This is a genomic window from Pseudomonas sp. BJa5, assembly GCF_030272875.2.
Taxonomy (GTDB): domain Bacteria; phylum Pseudomonadota; class Gammaproteobacteria; order Pseudomonadales; family Pseudomonadaceae; genus Aquipseudomonas.
On the sequence record NZ_JALRNG020000013.1, the window covers coordinates 63,011 to 81,780 of the forward strand.

20 protein-coding genes are annotated in these 18,770 nt (G+C 65.0%); 9 read left to right on the forward strand and 11 right to left on the reverse strand.

The window, feature by feature from the left end; genetic code table 11:
• Positions 1-37 precede the first annotated feature (37 nt).
• Positions 38-1,489: a pyruvate kinase gene (gene pyk / locus M2D63_RS10005; RefSeq protein ID WP_285862718.1), complete on the forward strand. Its 1,452-nt coding sequence runs from the start codon at positions 38-40 to the stop codon at positions 1,487-1,489.
• Between the two features lie 44 nt (positions 1,490-1,533).
• On the opposite strand, the gene M2D63_RS10010 is transcribed toward pyk, so the two are convergent.
• Positions 1,534-2,472, reverse strand: coding sequence for an iron-sulfur-binding ferredoxin reductase (locus tag M2D63_RS10010; protein ID WP_285862719.1), 939 nt, complete (start codon positions 2,470-2,472; stop codon positions 1,534-1,536).
• 251 nt (positions 2,473-2,723) lie between these two features.
• Here M2D63_RS10010 and M2D63_RS10015 point away from each other — a divergent pair, with 251 nt between their 5' ends.
• A complete protein-coding gene (locus M2D63_RS10015) occupies positions 2,724-4,247 on the forward strand; it encodes a fumarate hydratase (protein ID WP_285862720.1) in 1,524 nt (507 codons plus the stop codon).
• A gap of 147 nt (positions 4,248-4,394) precedes the next feature.
• Here M2D63_RS10015 and M2D63_RS10020 read toward each other — a convergent pair whose 3' ends face one another.
• The 6 genes from M2D63_RS10020 to M2D63_RS10045 form a co-directional block, all read right to left on the reverse strand.
• Positions 4,395-4,976: a DJ-1/PfpI family protein gene (locus M2D63_RS10020; protein ID WP_285862721.1), complete on the reverse strand. Its 582-nt coding sequence runs from the start codon at positions 4,974-4,976 to the stop codon at positions 4,395-4,397.
• Positions 4,977-5,048: 72 nt separating this feature from the next.
• Positions 5,049-6,206, reverse strand: coding sequence for a phosphatidylserine/phosphatidylglycerophosphate/cardiolipin synthase family protein (locus M2D63_RS10025; protein ID WP_285862722.1), 1,158 nt, complete (start codon positions 6,204-6,206; stop codon positions 5,049-5,051).
• A 1-nt stretch (position 6,207) separates the two neighbouring features.
• Complete coding sequence (locus M2D63_RS10030; protein WP_285862723.1) at positions 6,208-6,789, reverse strand: YceI family protein; 582 nt, start codon at positions 6,787-6,789, stop codon at positions 6,208-6,210.
• A gap of 45 nt (positions 6,790-6,834) precedes the next feature.
• Positions 6,835-7,131, reverse strand: a complete 297-nt coding sequence (locus M2D63_RS10035) for an amidase (RefSeq protein WP_285862724.1) — start codon at positions 7,129-7,131, stop codon at positions 6,835-6,837.
• Positions 7,128-8,216: a serine hydrolase domain-containing protein gene (locus tag M2D63_RS10040; protein ID WP_405309678.1), complete on the reverse strand. Its 1,089-nt coding sequence runs from the start codon at positions 8,214-8,216 to the stop codon at positions 7,128-7,130. Before M2D63_RS10040 ends, M2D63_RS10035 begins: the two co-directional genes overlap by 4 nt.
• Positions 8,217-8,269: 53 nt before the next feature.
• The gene (locus M2D63_RS10045; RefSeq protein WP_285862726.1) at positions 8,270-9,157 is read right to left on the reverse strand and encodes an acyl-CoA dehydrogenase; all 888 of its coding nucleotides are present in this window, start codon (positions 9,155-9,157) and stop codon (positions 8,270-8,272) included.
• Positions 9,158-9,290: 133 nt separating this feature from the next.
• On the opposite strand from M2D63_RS10045, the gene olsB reads away from it, so the two are divergent.
• On the forward strand, positions 9,291-10,046 hold the full coding sequence (olsB, locus tag M2D63_RS10050; RefSeq protein ID WP_285862727.1) for an L-ornithine N(alpha)-acyltransferase: 756 nt from the start codon (positions 9,291-9,293) through the stop codon (positions 10,044-10,046).
• Positions 10,046-10,834, forward strand: a complete 789-nt coding sequence (locus M2D63_RS10055; protein ID WP_285862728.1) for a lysophospholipid acyltransferase family protein — start codon at positions 10,046-10,048, stop codon at positions 10,832-10,834. The genes olsB and M2D63_RS10055 overlap by 1 nt, the downstream gene beginning before the upstream one ends.
• Position 10,835: 1 nt before the next feature.
• Here M2D63_RS10055 and M2D63_RS10060 read toward each other — a convergent pair whose 3' ends face one another.
• Positions 10,836-11,417 (reverse strand): ACP phosphodiesterase, encoded by a 582-nt coding sequence (locus M2D63_RS10060; protein WP_285862729.1) that lies wholly within the window; start codon positions 11,415-11,417, stop codon positions 10,836-10,838.
• Positions 11,418-11,571: 154 nt separating this feature from the next.
• Between M2D63_RS10060 and M2D63_RS10065 the strand changes: the two genes are divergently transcribed.
• From M2D63_RS10065 to M2D63_RS10075, 3 genes are read left to right on the forward strand one after another with little or no spacing between them, the layout of a single operon-like run.
• Positions 11,572-11,874: a helix-turn-helix transcriptional regulator gene (locus tag M2D63_RS10065; RefSeq protein ID WP_038607345.1), complete on the forward strand. Its 303-nt coding sequence runs from the start codon at positions 11,572-11,574 to the stop codon at positions 11,872-11,874.
• Between the two features lie 13 nt (positions 11,875-11,887).
• The gene (locus tag M2D63_RS10070; protein ID WP_285862730.1) at positions 11,888-13,057 is read left to right on the forward strand and encodes an MFS transporter; all 1,170 of its coding nucleotides are present in this window, start codon (positions 11,888-11,890) and stop codon (positions 13,055-13,057) included.
• A gap of 15 nt (positions 13,058-13,072) precedes the next feature.
• The gene (locus tag M2D63_RS10075; RefSeq protein WP_285862731.1) at positions 13,073-14,122 is read left to right on the forward strand and encodes an alkene reductase; all 1,050 of its coding nucleotides are present in this window, start codon (positions 13,073-13,075) and stop codon (positions 14,120-14,122) included.
• Positions 14,123-14,203: 81 nt separating this feature from the next.
• Here M2D63_RS10075 and M2D63_RS10080 read toward each other — a convergent pair whose 3' ends face one another.
• From M2D63_RS10080 to M2D63_RS10090, 3 genes are all read right to left on the reverse strand, one after another.
• Positions 14,204-15,046, reverse strand: coding sequence for an ATPase (locus tag M2D63_RS10080; protein WP_285862732.1), 843 nt, complete (start codon positions 15,044-15,046; stop codon positions 14,204-14,206).
• An 88-nt stretch (positions 15,047-15,134) separates the two neighbouring features.
• A complete protein-coding gene (locus M2D63_RS10085; protein ID WP_285862733.1) occupies positions 15,135-16,130 on the reverse strand; it encodes an NAD(P)-dependent oxidoreductase in 996 nt (331 codons plus the stop codon).
• Positions 16,131-16,179: 49 nt separating this feature from the next.
• A complete protein-coding gene (locus tag M2D63_RS10090; protein ID WP_285862734.1) occupies positions 16,180-17,070 on the reverse strand; it encodes a LysR family transcriptional regulator ArgP in 891 nt (296 codons plus the stop codon).
• Between the two features lie 118 nt (positions 17,071-17,188).
• Between M2D63_RS10090 and M2D63_RS10095 the strand changes: the two genes are divergently transcribed.
• Entirely contained in the window at positions 17,189-17,788 is a 600-nt protein-coding gene (locus M2D63_RS10095; RefSeq protein WP_285862735.1) for a LysE/ArgO family amino acid transporter, read from the forward strand.
• 188 nt (positions 17,789-17,976) lie between these two features.
• Positions 17,977-18,573, forward strand: a complete 597-nt coding sequence (locus M2D63_RS10100) for a superoxide dismutase (RefSeq protein ID WP_285862736.1) — start codon at positions 17,977-17,979, stop codon at positions 18,571-18,573.
• The last annotated feature ends 197 nt before the right edge of the window (positions 18,574-18,770 follow it).

The following is an 18,770-nucleotide window of genomic DNA, read 5'->3' on the forward strand; positions in this document are numbered from 1 at the left end:
GTAGCCTTTCGCTGCGCTTCACTATAGGAGTCTGTGCATGACCATCCGCCGTACCAAAATCGTCGCCACCCTTGGCCCCGCCAGCAACTCGCCGCAAGTCATCGAACAACTGATCCTTGCCGGCCTGGATGTCGCCCGCCTGAACTTCTCCCACGGCACCCCCGATGAGCACAAGGCCCGCGCCCGCCTGATCCGCGAAATCGCGGCAAAACTGGGTCGCCACGTAGCACTGCTCGGCGACCTGCAAGGCCCGAAGATCCGTATCGCCAAATTCGCCAACAAGCGCATCGAACTCAAAGTCGGTGACCGCTTCACCTTCTCCACCGCCCACCCCCTGACCGAAGGCACCCAGGACATCGTCGGTATCGACTACCCGGACCTGGTCAAGGACTGCGGCGTCGGTGACGAGCTGCTGCTCGACGACGGCCGCGTGGTCATGCGCGTAGAGACCGCCACCAGCGATTCCCTGCACTGCTCGGTCCTGATCGGCGGCCCGCTGTCCGACCACAAGGGCATCAACCGCAAAGGCGGCGGCCTGACCGCCCCGGCCCTGACCGAAAAAGACAAGGCCGACATCAAGCTGGCCGCGGAAATGGACCTGGACTACCTGGCTGTTTCGTTCCCGCGTGACGCCAGCGACATGGAATACGCCCGTCGCCTGCGCGACGAAGCCGGCGGCAGCGCCTGGCTGGTGGCCAAGATCGAACGCGCCGAAGCCGTGGCCGACGACGAGACCCTCGATGGCCTGATCGCCGCCAGTGACGCGGTGATGGTTGCCCGTGGCGACCTGGGCGTGGAAATCGGCGACGCCGAGCTGATCGCGATCCAGAAGAAAATCATCCAGCACGCCCGCCGCAACAACAAGGCCGTGATCGTCGCCACGCAGATGATGGAATCGATGATCCAGAATCCGATGCCGACCCGCGCCGAAGTGTCCGACGTGGCCAACGCCGTGCTGGATAACACCGATGCGGTGATGCTCTCGGCCGAAAGTGCCGCCGGTGCCTACCCGATCGAAGCGGTCCAGGCCATGGCGCGCATCTGCCAGGGCGCTGAAAAGCACCCGACCAGCCAGAAGTCCAGCCACCGCCTGCACACCACCTTCGAGCGCTGCGACGAAAGCATCGCCCTGGCGGCCATGTACACCGCCAACCACTTCCCGGGCGTCAAGGCGATCATCGCCCTCACCGAAAGTGGCTACACCCCGCTGATCATGTCGCGCCTGCGCTCCTCGGTGCCGATCTTCGCCCTGTCGCCGCACCGCGCCACCCAGGCACGCGCCTCGATGTTCCGTGGCGTCTACCCGATTGCCTTCGACCCGGCTGCCCTGCCGCCGGAGAAAGTCAGCCAGGCCGCGGTCGACGAGCTGCTCAAGCGCGGCATGGTCGAGCCCGGTGATTGGGTGATCCTGACCAAAGGCGACAGCTACCACACCATCGGTGGCACCAACGGCATGAAGATCCTGCATGTCGGTGATTCGCTGGTCTGATACCTTCCGGCGATGAAAAAACCGCAGCCCTGGCTGCGGTTTTTTTATGCGTGCTCCGTGAAGACATCGGCGTACAGCTGGTTGCGCGGCAGCCCGGCGAGGAACAGCCGACGGCAAAACTGCTCGACGCTGGCCGGTGAGCCACAGGCCAGTGCAACCGTCTGCCGCGATGACAAGCGCAAGGCCGCCAGGGCCTGGGGCAACTGCGCCGGGGTCAGCAATTCGACCGAAAGTCGCGGATGGCTCTCAGCCAGCGCTTTCAGGGCCTGGGCCTGGTAATGCTCGCCGCTGTCGTGGGCCAGGTGCAGCAGGCGAATTTCTCCCCGATGCTGCTGGCGCAGGGCTTCGCGCAGGATACCCCACAACGGCGCCAGGCCCGTGCCCGCCGCCAGTAACCAGAGCGGACGCTCCTGCCACTCGGCGTCGTAGTGCAAGGCACCGCCGCGCAACTCGCCCAGGCGCAAGGTATCGCCCAGCCGCAGCTGGCGCGCCGCATCACAGAAGGCCCCGGCTCGGCGGCAATCGAGGTGAAACTCCAGAAAACGGTCCTCGGCGGGCAGGCTCGCCAGCGAATAGGGCCGCGCCACACCGCTGGCACTCCACAGCACCAGGTGCTGGCCGGCCTGGTAGCGCAGCGCGCGCTCAGGCGCCAGGCGCAGGCGCAGCACCGCCGGGCTCAACCAGTCAAGCCCGACCACGCTGGCGCCGATGCCATCCTGCAGGGGATCGAACAGGGCAACCTGCAGGTCCTCCTCGATGCTGCACTGGCACGACAGCCGCCAACCGGACTGGCGCTGTGCCTCACTCAAGGCATCGGGCCGGGCATCCTGCGGCTGTCCCTTCAGGCAGCGCACCAGGCAAGCGTGGCAGCTACCGGCACGGCAGCTGTAGGGCACGGCCAGGCCTGCCGCGTTCAAGGCATCGAGCAGGTTGCAGCCCGGCAACACCGCCCACTGCCGCTCACCCACCTGCAATTCAGGCATCACTGCGCTCCCCGGCTTTCAGACGGTCATATTTGCACAAACAGCCCTACGCAAGAACAGTGCCGACCCGCTGCCGACCTTCGTTAGACCACTGACGCGTGTACCCGGGGCCGATGCACGCTATACTGCCGCGCCTTTTTTGTGCCGCCGGCCCGTCCGACGGTGCGCCGTGAAAGGTCGTTTCGACACCTCGGCCTGTCCGCGTCGGAATACCTTATTGAATGTTCCCGTCTTTAAGAGGAGCGCGCTGCATGACCGTGATCAAGCAAGACGACCTGATTCAGAGCGTTGCCGACGCCCTGCAGTTCATTTCGTACTACCACCCCGTGGATTTCATCCAGGCCATGCACGAGGCCTACCTGCGTGAAGAGTCGCCTGCTGCCCGCGACTCCATCGCCCAGATCCTGATCAACTCGCGCATGTGCGCCACCGGCCACCGCCCGATCTGCCAGGACACCGGTATCGTCACCGTGTTCGTACGCGTCGGCATGGACGTGCGCTGGGATGGCGCGACCATGAGCCTGGACGACATGATCAACGAAGGCGTGCGCCGCGCCTACAACCTGCCGGAGAACGTCCTGCGTGCATCCATCCTTGCCGACCCGGCAGGCGCGCGCAAGAACACCAAGGACAACACCCCTGCGGTCATCCACTACTCCATCGTCCCGGGCAACACCGTGGAAGTGGACGTGGCGGCCAAGGGCGGCGGCTCCGAGAACAAGTCGAAAATGGCCATGCTCAACCCGTCCGACTCGATCGTCGACTGGGTGCTGAAGACCGTTCCGACCATGGGTGCCGGCTGGTGCCCACCGGGCATGCTCGGCATCGGCATCGGCGGTACCGCCGAGAAAGCCGCGGTCATGGCCAAGGAAGTGTTGATGGAATCCATCGACATCCACGAGCTCAAGGCCCGTGGCCCGCAGAACCGCATCGAAGAGATCCGCCTGGAGCTGTTCGAGAAGGTCAACCAGCTGGGTATCGGTGCCCAGGGCCTGGGCGGCCTGACCACCGTGCTCGACGTCAAGATCATGGACTACCCGACCCACGCCGCCTCGCTGCCGGTGTGCATGATCCCCAACTGCGCCGCCACCCGTCACGCCCACTTCGTGCTCGACGGTTCGGGTCCTGCCGACCTGGAAGCGCCATCGCTGGACGCCTACCCGGAAATCGTCTGGGAAGCCGGCCCGTCGGCCCGCCGCGTCGACCTCGACACCCTGACCCCGGAAGACGTACAGAGCTGGAAACCGGGCGAGACCATCCTGCTCAACGGCAAGATGCTGACCGGCCGCGACGCTGCGCACAAGCGCATGGTCGAAATGCTCAACAAGGGCGAAGAACTGCCGGTCGACCTCAAGGGTCGCTTCATCTACTACGTCGGCCCGGTTGATCCGGTAGGCGACGAAGTGGTGGGCCCGGCCGGTCCGACCACCGCTACGCGGATGGACAAGTTCACCCGTCAGATCCTCGAGCAGACCGGCCTGCTGGGCATGATCGGCAAGTCCGAGCGCGGCCCGACCGCCATCGACGCGATCAAGGACAACAAGGCCGTGTACCTGATGGCCGTCGGCGGCGCCGCCTACCTGGTGGCCCAGGCGATCAAGAAGTCCAAGGTCCTGGCCTTTGCCGAACTGGGCATGGAAGCGATCTACGAGTTCGAGGTCAAGGACATGCCGGTGACCGTTGCGGTCGACAGCAAGGGTGAGTCGGTCCACATCACAGGTCCCGCGATCTGGCAGAGCAAGATCGCCGAGAGCCTGGCGGTGGAAGTGAAGTAAGCCCCAAGGGTTTGCTGATCTGAAAAAGCGGCAGGGGGTCATTCCCCTGCCGCTTTTTTATTGCCTGTATGGGCCTCTTCGCGGGGCAAGCCCGCTCCTACAGATTCCGTAGGAGCGGGCTTGCCCCGCGATTAACCCCACCGTCGATCACAAGGTGATACGGGTCCCCAACAACTGCAGGAAACCCGCCAGCCACTTCGGATGTGCCGGCCAGGCCGGTGCCGTCACCAGATTGCCCTGCACATGCGCCTGATCGACGCCAATCTCGACAAACTGCCCGCCGGCCAGCCGTACTTCCGGTGCACAGGCCGGATAGGCACTGCACTCACGCCCCTCCAACACACCGGCCGCCGCCAGCAACTGGGCGCCGTGGCACACCGCTGCAATGGGCTTGCCCGCCTTGTCGATCGCCTTCACCAATGCCAGCACCTGCTCGTTCAGGCGCAAATACTCCGGTGCCCGTCCACCGGGGATCAGTAACGCGTCGTAGCCTTCGGCCTTGACCTGGTCGAAGTCGAAGTTCAAGGCGAAGTTGTGCCCGGGTTTTTCACTGTAGGTCTGGTCGCCTTCGAAATCGTGGATCGCCGTGCGCACCGTCTGCCCCGCGCGCTTGCCCGGACACACCGCATGCACGGTGTGCCCGACCATCTGCAAGGCCTGGAACGGCACCATCACTTCGTAGTCTTCAACGTAGTCGCCCACCAGCATCAGAATTTTCTTCGCAGCCATGCCCTCAACTCCTTCAGGTGTATGGAAAGACACAGGACACAATAGCCCGCTCCCACAGGCAGCCCGGCAACTTCAGTCGCGGCGATCGATCAGGTTGACCACCAGGCGGTCCAGCCAGCCCCACAAGCGCTGTTGCACCCGCTTCCACAACGGCCGGGCATGCCAACGCTCAAGATCGATGCTCAGGCTCTGGGCGAAATCGCGCTCGAAACTGGCCGCCACGGCAGCGGTGAGCGGTGGGTCCAGCGCCTCAAGGTTGGCTTCGAGGTTGAAACGCAGGTTCCAGTGGTCGAAGTTGCACGAGCCGATGCTCACCCAGTCATCGACCAGCACCATTTTCAGGTGCAGGAAGCACGGCTGGTACTCGTAGATCTTCACCCCGGCACGCAACAGCCGCGGGTAATAACGATGGCCGGCGTAACGCACGGAAGGATGGTCGGTACGCGGCCCGGTCAACAACAGGCGCACATCGATACCGTGGTGGGCAGCCCGGCGCAGGGCGCGGCGGACCTTCCAGGTCGGCAGGAAATACGGCGTCGCCAGCCAGATCCGGCGCTGGCCGCTGTTCATCGCCCGCACCAGCGATTGCAGGATATCCCGATGCTGGCGGGCGTCGGCATAGGCAACCCGGCCCATGCCCTGGCCGCTGTCCGGCACATGGGGCAAGCGCGGTAAGCCGAAGTGCGTGGGCGGGCGCCAGGCGGTACGGCGCAGGTTGGCCCGCCACTGGCGATCGAACAGCATCTGCCAGTCGGCCACCAGTGGCCCCTGCATCTGCACCATCACCTCGTGCCACTCACTGACGTCCTTGTCCGGTTCCCAGAACTGATCGGTGACCCCGGTGCCACCGACCACCGCCCAGGACTGGTCGACCAGCAACAACTTGCGGTGGTCGCGGTACAGGTTGCGAAAACCCCGGCGCCAGCGCAGACGGTTATACCAACGCAGTTCGACGCCGGCGGCGGTCAGGCGTTGGCGCAGGCTCAGGGTAAAGGCCAGCGCGCCATAGTCATCGAACAGGCAGCGCACCTGCACACCACGCCCGGCCGCCTGGACCAGGGCCTGGACCAGGGCCTCGGCGCAGGCCCCCGCCTCCACCAGGTACAACTCAAGGTCGACTTGCTGCTCGGCCCGCACGATGGCGGTGAGCATGCGCGGGAAAAACTCGGGGCCGTCGATCAATAATTCGAACCGGTTGCCATCACGCCAGGGGAAAACCGGTCCGGCCATGTCAACGCGCCGTGAAGATCAGCACCGCACTCACCGGCACCGCAGGGCTGATGGATTTGAGCCCGGCCATCTTGCGCAAGGTGGACAAGCCCGGCACCAGGTCGAAGTGTTCGGCGCGCAGTACCAGCGGTTCCAGGGTCACCACCTGGAAGCGCCGTTCATCCAGGCGGGTCGCCAGCAACAGGGCGTCATAGTTGTGCTCCTTGCCATGCAGGGTGACCGTCAGCGGCAGGCGCAACTCCACCTGGGCACCGTTGGCCAGGTCGTTGATCGGCCGCAGGTCAATCAGGGCGTTGACCTTGGCTTCCGGGAATTTGGCAAACTCGAACAGCTCCTTGCGCATGCGTTCATCACGCAGCGGCACGCCGCTGCTGTTGGAGTCCATCTCGATCTGCAGTTCGGCCGCGCCCTTGCGATCGACCTTGCCATGCAGCACCAGGAAACGATGAACTTCGGCGGTGTCGCCATTTTTGCTGGAAATGAAGGACAGGCGCGACGATTCGCCATCCAGATGCCAGTTGGCCTGGGCGGAGAGGCTCACGAAGGCGAGCACGGCGAGTAGCAATCGGGGCAAGGAAAACATGTCAAATCCTGAAACACAGAAGCCCACAACCTTACCCGGCTGCCCTCACGGCAGCAAGCCGCAGCCCTCGCGCACGCCGCGCCAGGCGGCACGACGCTCCACCCCGAGGCCAACGGCGCTGACCTGGCGGGCCGCCGTGTCCTCCTCCAGGCGGCTCAGGGGCAGGTACTGGCGCACGTAGCCCTGGCAATAGGGCCTGTCAAAACCCATGACAAACCGGCAGGAACAATATTCCTTGGCCGAGTAGGCACTGAGGATGCCGGGAAAATCCGCCAGGGCCTGGCGCTCATACCAGCCCCAGCTCCCACCCAACAGCACCAGCACCACGAGCACCCGCTTCATCGCTGCCCCCCGGCCTGGGCCAGCAGCACCCGCTTGAGCAGCTCGTTGTGCTGGAACCGCCCGTCGCGGTCATCGGCATAGCGCACGATCACCAGTTGCAGATCGGGCACTACATACAGGGCCTGGCCCCAATGCCCAAGCGCGGCGAAGGTATCGACCGGGACATCCGGCCAGGGTCGCCCCTGCCCGGGCAACGGCTGATTGAGCCACCAGTGCCCGCCGGGGTTGGGTTCGCCGGGCAGGGATTCGGCCTGGGTAAACAGCGTGCGGTTGAACACCACCCAATCCCGGGGTAGCACCTGCCGTTTTTGCCAGCGCCCGTCACGCAGCATCAGCAGGCCGATACGCGCCAGGTCGCGGGCGCTCATATACAGATAGGAAGAGCCGACCAGGGTGCCACTCACATCGCGCTCCCAGACGGCCGACTCGATGCCCAGCGGCGTGAACAGCGCCTGCCAGGGATAATCCGCATAGCCTGCGCCGACCATGCCGCGCAAGGCCGCCGCCAGCAGGTTGCTGTCGCCGCTGGAGTAGAGAAAGCGCTCACCGGGCGCCGCTGCAGCAGCCCGGGCGGCGGTATACGCGGCCATGTCGCCACGCCCACGGGTGTAGAGCATGGCCACCACCGAGGAGTTGAGCGGTGCGTATTCGTAGTCTTCCTGCCAGTCCAGGCCACTGGCCCAGTGCAGCAGGTCCTCGATGCGGACCTGCGGATGCTGGTGCATCCCGGGATAGAAGCGCGCCACCGGATCACCCACCACGAAGCGGCCCTCGCCCCGGGCCACGCCCAGCAGCGTGGCCAGTACGCTCTTGCTGACCGACCAGGTCAGGTGCGGGGTCAGCGCCGTGGTGGGTGCGGCGTAGTGTTCATAGACAATGCGCCCGTCCTTGATCACCAGCAGCGCATCAGTGCGCACGCCTTTACGAAACTGCTCGTCGCGCGGGGCGAAGGCGTATGCCTGCACCTCCCGCCAGGCTTCGTTGTTGCTGCCTGGCGCCGGCTGCCAGTCCGGAACCGGCCAGTGTTCCTGGCCCAGGGCACCGGCACTGAAGCACGCCAAGCCAAGCAACAGGGTCGACAGCAGGTTGCTCATGGGGGCAAGACTCAGGACGAAGAGCGTCCCAGCCTAGCGGTGCTTCATGACAATCCGGCGTGGGCCCAGGCCTTGGCCAGGCGCTTGGCCCGCGCCGCACTGGCGATCTCCAGCAAGCCCTGGTCGCGCTGCCAGAGCGCGGCCCACTCGCCGGGGCTGTTGCACAGTGCCTGGTTGACCTCCTCCTTGAGCGCGGCGAACTGGGCGAACAACCCGCCAAGCAGCAGATGGCAGTCGGTGCTGTCGGCACACTGCCGGCTGCCCTCGGCACAACCGCCGAGCAGGCCGAGCAGGCGCAATTGCAGGGTCTGCGGCCAGCCGTTGTCCTGGCCGACGCCATACAGCCAGGCGGTCAAGGCACTGAGTACATAAAGGTCTTCCAGCGAGCGGAAGGGTTTGACGTAGGCATCCCAACCGTCGCCCGCCAGGCGCTCGCACAAGGCCTGGTCCAGGTGCAGGCGGGCATGGCCGACTTCCGGCATCAGCGGCAAGGCCGGCAACGCCTCCAGGCGTACCCCGGGCTCACCGGGGTAGACCACTGCCAGGCTCAGCTGCGGCGACGCCCCGGCAGCCTCGCTGCGGGCGGCCACCAGCAGCCAGTCGGCATCGAGCCCGGCAGTGACGAAATCCTTGTTGCCGGTCAGGCGCAGGTCATCCAGGCGCACCTGCATATCGGCCGGACGCACGCTGCGCCGTTCACTGGCGCACAGGGCGCCGAGGCTGGCCGGGGCACTGGGCCAGAGCATGCGCAGCGCCGCCTGGTAGCCGACCAGAAAGGCCAGCCCCGGGGTCGGCATGGCCCGTGCGCCGAGCACCGCCAGCTCGAACGGGCTGACCGTGCCCAGGCGCTCCAGCAGGCCTGCATAGGTGTCGGCCAGGGTCTCGGCCAAGGGGTGTCGCTGGGGATCGTTGAGTCGTTGCAGCCAGGCCATTTCAGCACTCCTCGGGGGCTGTCATACAAGCATCACCAAAGGTTCATGGGGGTGACACCGCACCTTCCTAGGCTGAGCTTGCACAACAAAGTCGACCGGCCGCAACCCCATGGCTGGCTTATGGAGACTCGCAATGACTCAGATCGCTCGCTCTGGCGACAACAGCACTGAACGCCGTCTGCAAGCCGAACGCCTGGTCGGGCCCGCCGCCCTGCAGGAGGCGCAGGCCCTGCGTTTCAACGTATTCAGCGGTGAATTCAAGGCCAAGCTCAAGGGTGCCGAACAGGGCCTGGACATGGATGACTACGACATCCATTGCCGTCATATCGGTGTGCGCGATCTCAATAATGGACGCCTGGTCGCCACCACCCGGCTGCTCGACCATCAGGCCGCCAGCAGCCTGGGACGTTTCTACAGTGAAGAGGAATTCAGCCTGCATGGCCTGGGCCATCTGCAAGGCCCGATCCTGGAGCTGGGCCGCACCTGCGTCGACCCGGCCTACCGCAACGGCGGCACCATCGCCGTGCTCTGGGCGGAACTGGCCGAAGTGCTCAACGAAGGCCGCTACAGCTACCTGATGGGCTGCGCCAGCATCCCCATGCAGGACGGCGGCGTGCAGGCCCATGCGATCATGCAGCGCCTGCGCGAGCGCTACCTGTGCACCGAACACCTGCGCGCCGAACCGAAGAAGCCGCTGCCCAGCCTGGCCCTGCCCGGCAATGTCATCGCCGAGATGCCACCGCTGCTCAAGGCCTACATGCGCCTGGGCGCGAAGATCTGCGGCGAGCCCTGCTGGGATGAAGACTTCCAGGTCGCCGATGTGTTCATCCTGCTCAAGCGCGACGAGCTCTGCCCGCGCTACGCCCGCCACTTCAAGGCGGCCGTGTGATGGGGCGCCTGCGCGTGTTCGCGCGCATCCTGCGGGTATTGCTGGTGGTGCTGTTCGGCCTGGGCATGGCCGCGCTGTTCAGCCTCTACGAGCGCCTGCGCATTCCCGCCTCGACCGAACGCCGTCAGCGCTGGTCGCAACTGTTCATGGTCAAGCTGAGCAATGCCCTGCCCTTCAAGGTCCGGGTGCTTGGCACACTGCCCGAGCGGCCCATGCTGTGGGTCAGCAACCACGTGTCCTGGACCGATATCCCCCTGCTGGGCATGCTCGCCCCGCTGTCGTTCCTGTCCAAGGCCGAAGTGCGCCACTGGCCGGTGGCCGGCTGGCTGGCGCTCAAGGCCGGCACCCTGTTCATTCGCCGCGGTGGCAACGACAGCCAGTTGCTGCGCACGCAGATCAGCCAGCACCTGCAACAGGCCTGCGCCCTGTTGATCTTCCCTGAAGGCACCACTACCGATGGCCGCAGCCTGCGCACCTTCCATGGCCGCCTGCTGGCCAGCGCCATCGACACCGAAGTGCCGTTGCAACCGGTAGCCCTGCGTTACCTGCGCAATGGCCAGGCCGATCCGGTGGCCCCGTTCATCGGCGACGACGACCTGCTCTCGCACCTGATGCGCCTGTTTGCCCACGATTGTGCCGAAGTGGAGATCCAGCTGCTGGCGCCGATCCCGAGTGCGGGCGAAGAGCGCGCCGCCCTGGCCTTCAAGGCGCGGCAGGTCATCCAGTTGGCGCTGTTCGGCGCTGACGAAACCGCAACCCAAGCGCTGCGCCGGGCCAAGGCTGCCTGACTCAGGCCTGGCCCAGGGACTTGCCGGCGAAGGCCTGCAACTGCGGGTAGAAGGCGCGAAAGTCATCCATCAAGGGCTGGTACAAGGCGTCCACCACCTCCAGCGCGCCGTCCATGCCTTCAGGTCGTGACAGGCGCCGGGCGATGCCGCGAAACACCTGCTCCAGCACCGCGAACTCGCGGTACGACCCCAGCCAGTCATCCGCCGCCATGTAAGGCGCGATCTGCGCCAGCCGCCCGGGCAGGTCAGTCTGGGCACCAAGCACCTGGTAGACCCGCCCGGTGAACTGCGCCAGGGGCTGGTCGGCGTAATCCTGCCAGTGCAGCGCCAGGCAGTGATCGAAAAACACATCGAGGATGATCCCGGCATAGCGCCGCCGCTCGCGGGGAAAGCGCGCCAGCGAGGCGAGCACCAACGGGTGGCTGTCGGTGAAGACGTCGATCTGCCGGTGCAGGCGGATCGCTGCCTCCAGCGGCAAGGGGAAGCGGCCGGCCAGCGGCCCTTTGACGAAATCACCGTACAGGCTGCCCAGCAGTTGCTCGGGTTGCTGGCCGCCCAGGTGAAGGTGTGCGAGGTAGTTCATGGACGCAGTCTAGCACCTGCCTTGCCAATATCGTTATAACCCGATATAGCGATTTACGCTGAGCTCAGTCCATCTTCATATTTGTATATCGCGAAATACCGATTTATATTTCGCCACATCGCGATATACCGTTACATCACTCATGAGCCCAACCATGCCTCTCGATCTCGACGAAATAATAAAAGCCCTGGCCCACCCAGTACGGCGAGAAATCCTCAACTGGCTGAAAGACCCGGACGTGCAGTTCCCCGACCAGCATCACAGCACCGAACACGGTGTCTGCGCCGGGCAGATCGACCAACGCTGCGGCCTGTCGCAGTCGACGGTCTCGGCCCACCTGGCGACCTTGCAACGGGCGGGGCTGATCAGCAGCCAGAAGATCGGCCAGTGGCATTTTTTCAAGCGCAACGAGGAAACCATCCAGGCCTTCCTCAAGCAAATGAGCCAAGAGCTCTGACAAGGACTTTGCAATGCCCCTCTCGCTATTGATCCTGGCGCTCAGCGCCTTCGCCATCGGCACCACCGAGTTCGTCATCATGGGCCTGCTGCCCGATGTGGCGACGGACCTGGGTGTGTCGATTCCCGGCGCCGGCTGGCTGGTCACCGGCTATGCCCTGGGCGTGGCCATCGGTGCGCCGTTCATGGCCCTGGCCACCGCGCGCCTGCCACGCAAGGCAGCCTTGATCGCACTGATGGGCGTGTTCATCGTCGGCAACCTGCTGTGCGCGGTGGCCAGTGACTACAACCTGCTGATGTTCGCCCGGGTGGTCACCGCCCTGTGCCACGGTGCCTTCTTCGGCATCGGCTCGGTGGTCGCCGCCAGCCTGGTGCCGGCCAATCGCCGCGCCTCGGCGGTGGCCCTGATGTTCACCGGCCTGACCCTGGCCAACGTGCTGGGCGTACCGCTGGGCACCGCGCTGGGTCAGGTCTACGGCTGGCGCTCGACCTTCTGGGCAGTGACCGTGATCGGCGTGATCGCCCTGATCGGCCTGATCCGCTTCCTGCCGTTTCGCCATGATGAGGAAAAACTCGACATGCGTGCCGAACTCGCCGCCCTCAAGGGCGCGGGGATCTGGCTGTCGCTGTCGATGACCGTGCTGTTCTCGGCCTCGATGTTTGCCCTGTTCACCTATGTCGCGCCGCTGCTGGGCGATGTCACCGGCGTCTCGCCCCAGGGCGTGACCTGGACCCTGCTGCTGATCGGCCTGGGCCTGACCCTGGGCAATATCGTAGGTGGCAAGCTCGCCGACCGGCGCCTGAGCGCCACCCTGATCGGTGTGTTCATCAGCATGGCGGTGGTCTCCACCGCCCTGAGCTGGACCAGCGTCGCCCTGATTCCCGCCGAGATCACCCTGTTCCTCTGGGCCACCGCCGCCTTCGCCGCCGTGCCGGCCCTGCAGGTCAACGTGGTGACCTTCGGCAAGGCGGCACCGAACCTGGTGTCGACCCTGAACATCGGTGCCTTCAACCTGGGCAACGCCCTGGGCGCCTGGGTCGGCGGCACGGTCATCGCCCAGGGCCTGGGCCTGACCCGTGTGCCACTGGCCGCCGCCGCCCTGGCCGTGCTGGCCCTGATCGTCACCCTGATTACATTCAGCCAGGCCGGCAACAAGCCGGAGCTGGCCCCTGCAACTCACTGAAGCCTCGAGGTACCTATGACGACTATTTTCGATCCGATCACCCTCGGCGACCTGCAGTTGCCGAACCGCATCATCATGGCCCCGCTCACCCGCTGCCGCGCCGACGAAGGCCGGGTGCCCAATGCGCTGATGGCCGAGTACTACGTGCAACGTGCCAGTGCCGGGCTGATCCTCAGCGAAGCCACCTCGGTAACCCCGATGGGCGTCGGTTACCCCGACACCCCAGGCATCTGGTCCAACGACCAGGTACGTGGCTGGACCAACGTCACCAAGGCCGTCCACGGCGCCGGCGGACGGATTTTCTTGCAGCTGTGGCATGTCGGGCGCATCTCCCACCCGACCTACCTCAACGGCGAAGCCCCGGTAGCGCCGAGCGCCATCCAGCCCAAAGGCCATGTCAGCCTGGTACGCCCACTGGCCGACTACCCGACCCCGCGGGCCCTTGAAACAGCGGAAATCGCCGACATCGTCGAGGCCTACCGCACCGGTGCCGAGAACGCCAAGGCCGCCGGTTTCGACGGCGTGGAAGTGCATGCGGCCAACGGCTACCTGCTCGACCAGTTCCTGCAGAGCAGCACCAACCAGCGCAACGACCAGTACGGCGGATCGCTGGAAAACCGTGCGCGCCTGCTGTTGGAAGTGACCGATGCGGTGATCGAGGTATGGGGTGCACAACGCGTGGGCGTGCACCTGGCGCCGCGCGCCGACGCCCATGACATGGGCGATGCCAACCGCGCCGAAACCTTCACCTACGTTGCCCGCGAGCTGGGCAAGCGCGGCATTGCCTTCATCTGCTCGCGGGAGAAGGAAGCCGACGACAGCATCGGCCCGTTGATCAAGGAAGCCTTCGGTGGCCCGTACATCGTCAACGAGCGTTTCACCAAGGCCAGCGCCAATGCCTCACTGGCCAGCGGCCGGGCCGATGCAGTGGCGTTCGGTATTCCGTTCATCGCCAACCCGGACCTGCCGGCGCGCCTGGCGGCGGATGCGCCGTTGAACGAAGCGCATCCCGAGACCTTCTATGCCAAGGGCCCGGTCGGTTATATCGACTACCCACGGATGTAAAGACGACTGCACGTGGGAGCGGGCTTGCCCCGCGATTGATCGCACCACCGCATCGCGGGGCAAGCCCGCTCCCACCTCCCCTCAAGGACGGGCGTTGATCTGCCGTTGCAGGTTCTGCACCTGGCTTTGCAGGGTGTTGATGTTGCGGGTCATCTGAGCGCGAAAGGCATCGAACTCGGCCACCGAGGCACCCGACGCCGCCGGCGTTGCCGGGCGATTCTCCTGCTCGCTCTTGAGCACGATCAGGTCCTGCTCCAGGCGCTCGATGGCAGCACTGGGGTTGCCCTGCTTCTTCAAGGCGGCGACATCGGCACTCAGGCTGTTGATCTGGCTGCCCAGCTTGCCTCCGTCGACCTGGGCGGCTTTCAACTCGGCCAGCTCGGCATTCACTGCCTTCAACTGGGCCTGCAACTCGCCCTGCAGCCTGGCACTGGCCGCCTGCTGCTCACTGGCCTGAGCCAACACCTGCTCCAGGCGCTTGCCCAGATCGCCCGCCTGCCCGGCGACGCCCTGCTGTTGCTTGCCCTGCTCGGCGAGATTGGCCTGCAACTGCTTGATCTGCAGCTTCAAGGCTTCGCTGCCGGTGCTGGCGCTCGATTCGCTGGCATCGACCTTGCCGCTGATGACCTGCAGGCGCCCGGCCGCCTCTTCGCTGATGCGCGCAAAGCTTTCCTGGGTCGCCACCAGTTGCTGCTCCATCAACGAGACCTGCTGGAAGCTCCACCAGCCAAGCCCGGCCAGGGCCACGAAGGACGCCCCCAGCAGCGCCCACAACGGCCCGGTGCTGGCCGCCCGCGGCGCTTTGCGACGGTCGGTGGCGGCAATGCCTCCACGGCCCGGCAAGGGTTCAAAGTTATCGTCATCCCGCGTATTGGCACGCAGGGTCGGCACATTGTCGAAATCGTCTTGGGCATCGTTGCGCATGGGGGCTTTCAACCGCATTAATGGCAAATGGTCACTAGTATAAACCGCTTGTGCGGCGCTCTGATCGACCGCAATCCCGCCCTTGGGTTCACGAACGCGGGTCTTGCGCCTTCCACCAGGCGCAGAACTCGTCCAGCGCCGTCCACAGGCTGACCGTCGGCCGGTAGTTCAATAAATGCCGGGCACGGCTGATGTCCAGGGTGAAATCCTTGCTCATGACCTGCATGCCAAGGCGCGACAAGGTCGGCTGCGGACGGCCAGGCCAGAGCAGGCAGGCCCCTTCGTTGAGCGCCGCCAGGCTGTAGGCCAGGCCGTAGGAGCGATAGCGAGTGACCTGTGGCAGTTGCATCTGGCGCATCACATAGTTGACCACGTCCCACAATGGCAATGGATGGCCATTGCTGATGTTGTAGGCCTGGCCCAGAGCCTGCTCATCGGCGAACAAGGCGCTGAGCAGGGCTTCGTTGAGGTTCTGCACGCTGGTGAAATCGACCTTGTTCAGGCCGTTGCCGATAATCGCCAGGCGGCGCTTGCGCTGCATCTGCATCAAGCGCGGGAAAATGCTCACGTCACCCGCGCCCGTGACGAAGCGGGGGCGCAGGGTCAGCACTTCGAGGCCGAACTCCTGGGCGCCGAAGACCTTCTGCTCGGCCAGGTGCTTGGTGGCGCCGTAATGGTCATGAAAGCGGCGTGGTACCTGCTCTTCGTGGATGTCCCGTTGCGAACGGCCATTGAAGTAGATCGACGGCGACGACAGGTGCACCAGGCGCCGCACGTGCTCCTTGAGGCACGCCTCGACCACGTTTTCGGTAACCACCACGTTGCCCTGGTAGAAATCCTGGTAACGCCCCCAGTTGCCCACCGCCCCGGCACAGTGCACCACGGCATCGACGCCCTGGCACAGGCGCCGGGCCAGTTCCGCATCGCCCAGGTCGCCGGGGATGAACTGCGCCCCGCGCCGCACCAGATGCTCGACACCTTCGGCACGCCGGCCGTTGACCCGGACATCAAGGCCTTGCTCCAGGGCAAAGCGCGCAAAGCGCCCGCCGATGAAGCCGCTAGCGCCGGTGACCAGAATTCGCATGTACCACTCCGCCTTACCAATATTCAGATGCTGCTGACGCCATCCGCGCCTACAAGGGCACCAGCCAGTGCCGGGCCGTGTGGCGCAAATGTTCGGTCAACTGTGCGAGCAATTGCCCGCCGTTACGCCAATGATGCCAGTACAACGGCACGTCGATGGGTTTATCCACGGAAATTTCGACCAGACGCCCGCTGGCCAGTTGTTCACGCACCTGCAGCTCCGGCACCAGCCCCCAGCCCAGCCCCGCTTCGGTCATGCGCAAAAAGCCTTCGGAAGAAGGACACAAGTGATGCAGGAAACCATCCTGGATACCCAGGGAGGCCAGGTAACGATGTTGCAGGAAGTCATCGGGGCCGAACACCAGCGCCGGTGTACGCGGCAGGCGCGTGGCATCGAAACCGGACGGGAAGTAACGGGCCATGAATGCCGGGCTGGCCAGGGCACGGTAACGCATGGCACCCAGTGGCAGGCTGCGCGCGCCGGCCACTGGACGCTCACTGCCACACAGGCAGGCCGCCACTTCACCGGCACGCATGCGTTTGAGCCCCACCTCCTGGTCTTCCACCACCAGATCCAGCAATACCTGCTGTCCGGCGCAGAACTCCCCCACCGCCGCCGCCCACCAGGTGGCCAGGCTGTCGGCATTGAGGGCGATGCGCAGGCGTTCGGGCACGCCCTCTTCGTCCAGCGCCGGCACCTGGCTCTGCAGGTCACGTTCCAGCAGGCGCACCTGCTGCACATGGTTGAGCAGACGGCGGCCGACATCCGTCGGGCTGGGTGGGTTCGCCCGCACCAGCACCGGTTGCCCGACCCGCGCCTCCAGCAGCTTGATGCGCTGGGAGATCGCCGACTGCGACAGCCCCAGCACCTGGGCGGCACGTTCGAATCCGGCCTGCTCGATGACGGCGGCAAGGGCGGACAGCAGTTTGTAATCGAACATTATTTTTCCTAATGCCAGATCAGCTTTATTTGTTTTTCTTATACAGGTGCGAACCGCAGAATAGCCAGCATCTTCTAGGTTCTATCCGCCACACCCTGGCGTCTGTGGAGTATCCCCTATGTGGCAAAGTTACCTGAACGGCCTGTTGGTCGCTTTCGGCCTGATCATGGCGATCGGCACCCAGAACGCCTTCGTCCTGGCCCAGAGTCTGCGCCGCGAACACCACCTGCCGGTGGCAGCCCTCTGCGTGCTGTGTGATGCGATCCTGGTCGCGGCCGGTGTGTTCGGCCTGGCCTCGGTACTGGCGCAGAATCCGACCCTGTTGGCTGTGGCGCGCTGGGGTGGCGCGGTGTTCCTGATCTGGTACGGCTCCAAGGCGCTGCTACGCGCCTGTTCGCAACAAAGCCTGCAACAGGGCGAAGGCCAGGGCCTGCGTTCGCGCCGGGCGGTACTGCTCAGCGCCCTGGCGGTGACCCTGCTCAACCCCCATGTGTACCTGGACACCGTGCTGCTGATCGGCTCGCTGGGCGCCCAGCAGACCGTGCCCGGCGCCTATGTGGCCGGCGCGGCCAGCGCTTCGCTGATGTGGTTCTTCACCCTGGCCCTGGGCGCGGCATGGCTAGCCCCCTGGCTGGCACGCCCGGGTACCTGGCGTCTGCTCGACCTGATGGTGGCGGTGATGATGTTCGCCGTGGCGGCCCAGCTGATCTTCAGCTGAGCCACCCGTCCCCTGGCGGCGAAGGCTCTGGAACCTCTTTCCCGTACACTTGTTGCGTGGTTAAGCACAGGGCCCGGTGCTATGATCCAGCCCTTGCGTCGCAAAGAGTACAAACTCCCCCCGACGCACACCGGCCGCCCGTGATCGGCCTTGCGCTCACCGCATCAGACCTGATTAGGAGAATCACCATGGCTTTTGAACTGCCGCCGCTGCCTTATGCACACGACGCCCTGCAGCCGCACATTTCCAAGGAAACCCTGGAATACCACCACGACAAGCACCACAACACCTATGTCGTGAACCTGAACAACCTGGTGCCAGGCACCGAGTTCGAAGGCAAGACCCTGGAAGAGATCGTCAAGACCTCCTCGGGCGGCATCTTCAACAACGCCGCTCAAGTCTGGAACCACTCGTTCTACTGGAACTGCATGTCGCCAAACGGCGGCGGCCAGCCAACCGGCGCCCTGGCTGATGCCATCAACGCTGCGTTCGGTTCCTTCGACAAGTTCAAGGAAGAGTTCTCCAAGACCTCCATCGGCACCTTCGGCTCCGGCTGGGGCTGGCTGGTGAAAAAGGCTGACGGCTCCCTGGCCCTGGCCAGCACCATCGGCGCCGGCTGCCCGCTGACCAGCGGCGACACCCCGCTGCTGACCTGCGACGTCTGGGAACACGCCTACTACATCGACTACCGCAACCTGCGTCCAAAATACGTCGAGGCGTTCTGGAACCTGGTCAACTGGAAGTTCGTCGCCGAGCAGTTCGAAGGCAAGACCTTCACCGCCTAAGCGAACACAGTGACGAAAAAAACCCGGCCTGGCCGGGTTTTTTTTCGCCTGCGGCACGACCCGAGGCTCTTGCTCCAAACTGATACCGCGCTAACATCAAACCTTGGGAAACGCATTCCCGGGATTAAAGTCGCAAGGCCGGCCGACCGATACAGTGGTAGCAGGCTCGCCAACCCTTTCCAGGGGGCGGGATCTGC